This window comes from Kitasatospora sp. NPDC093558 (assembly GCF_040683475.1).
Taxonomy (GTDB): Bacteria; Actinomycetota; Actinomycetes; order Streptomycetales; family Streptomycetaceae; genus Kitasatospora.
Genome location: NZ_JBFBDY010001210.1, coordinates 1 through 1336, shown reverse-complemented (window position 1 = coordinate 1336; position 1336 = coordinate 1). Strand labels below are relative to the sequence as shown.

The 1336-nt window shown below is 73.4% G+C and carries 1 protein-coding gene; it reads right to left on the bottom strand.

Annotated elements, in window-relative coordinates:
• Positions 1-1336: pyridoxal-phosphate dependent enzyme (locus AB0O00_RS39805; RefSeq protein WP_363659547.1), on the bottom strand; the 1336-nt coding region annotated here is incomplete at both ends.

Below are 1336 nucleotides of genomic sequence, written 5' to 3'. Positions count from 1 at the left end.
CCAGGTACTCCTCGACGAGCACCGTGCCCGCGGTGGCCTGCCCGCGGACGTTGACCGTCTCGGCGAGGATCACCCGGCTCTGGGCGACGGCCTGCTCGGCGGTCGTGCAGAGCAGCACGTTGTTGGAGCCGCTGTCGTCGGCCGGCTTGACCACGCAGGGCAGGCCGATCCCGGCCACCGCCGCCGGCACCTGCGCCGGGTCGGCCAGGATCGCGAACCGCGGCTGCCGGACGCCTGCTTCGGCCAGGCGGGCCCTGGTGACCGCCTTGTCGCGGCACGCGGTCATGCTCTCGACCGAGTTCCCGGGAAGGCCCAGGAGGGTGGTGAGTCCGGCCACCGCCGGGAGGTAGAAGTCGCTCGTGGTGGCGACCCCGGCGATCTCCTCCCGGCGCCAGTGGGCGCGGACGGTCTCGCGCAGCGCCGCCGCGGAGTTGGTGTCGCAGGTGACCACCTCGCAGCCGGTGCCGGCCACGTCGGGGTAGCGCTCGGGGGAGTTGGTGAGCAGGACCGGCGTGAGCCCGAGGTCGCGGGTGAGGCGCAGGGCGAGCATGCCGGTGCCGGTGGTGTTCGACTCGACGAAGAGCAGGCGCTGGCGGTCCGCGGAGCGTTCGATCTCCTCGGCGCGGGACCAGCTCTCGGCGATCCGGTCCGGGGTGATCGTGACCGGCGCGTCGACGGTGGCCTGCTGGTCGATCCGGTTCTCGGTCCAGTAGCCGTCGTCGTAGATGGTGCGGGTGTACCGGTCGCCGCGGTCGGGGAGGATGCCGACGATCCTCGTCCCCGGGGCCGCGTCCGCCGCCAGGTGGCGCAGCAGCCGGTAGACGGACCCGGAGGTGTTCCCCGCGAAGATCTGCTGTTCGCGGGCGAGGTCGCGGGTCGCGGTGAAGGCCTCCAGGTCGTTGAGCCAGTGCACTTCGTCGATCAGCCGGCGGTCGAGGTTGCCCGGCATGAGGCTGTTGCCGAGGCCGCTCTGCTTGCGGCCGGGCCGGTCGGGCTGCCCGAACAGGACGCTGCCGACGGAGTCCACCCCGATGACCCGCAGCTCCGGCAGCGTGGTCCGTAACTGCCGCGCGGTGCCGCAGAGCGAGCCGCCGCTGCCGACAGAGCCGACCAGCACGTCGAACTCGCCCAGGTCGTCGAGCAGTTCGGCGGCCAGGGCGCGGTAGCCGGCCGGGTTGTCGGGGTTGCCGTACTGGTCCGGCCAGAACGCGCCGGGGAGTTCGGCGCGCAGCTGCGCCAGGAGCTCCAGGCGGGCGCCCTGCCAGCCGGTGCCGGTCATGGCCTCGACGATGTGGTCCGCGCCGCCGAGGGAGCGCCGGGTGGCGAGGGTGATGGC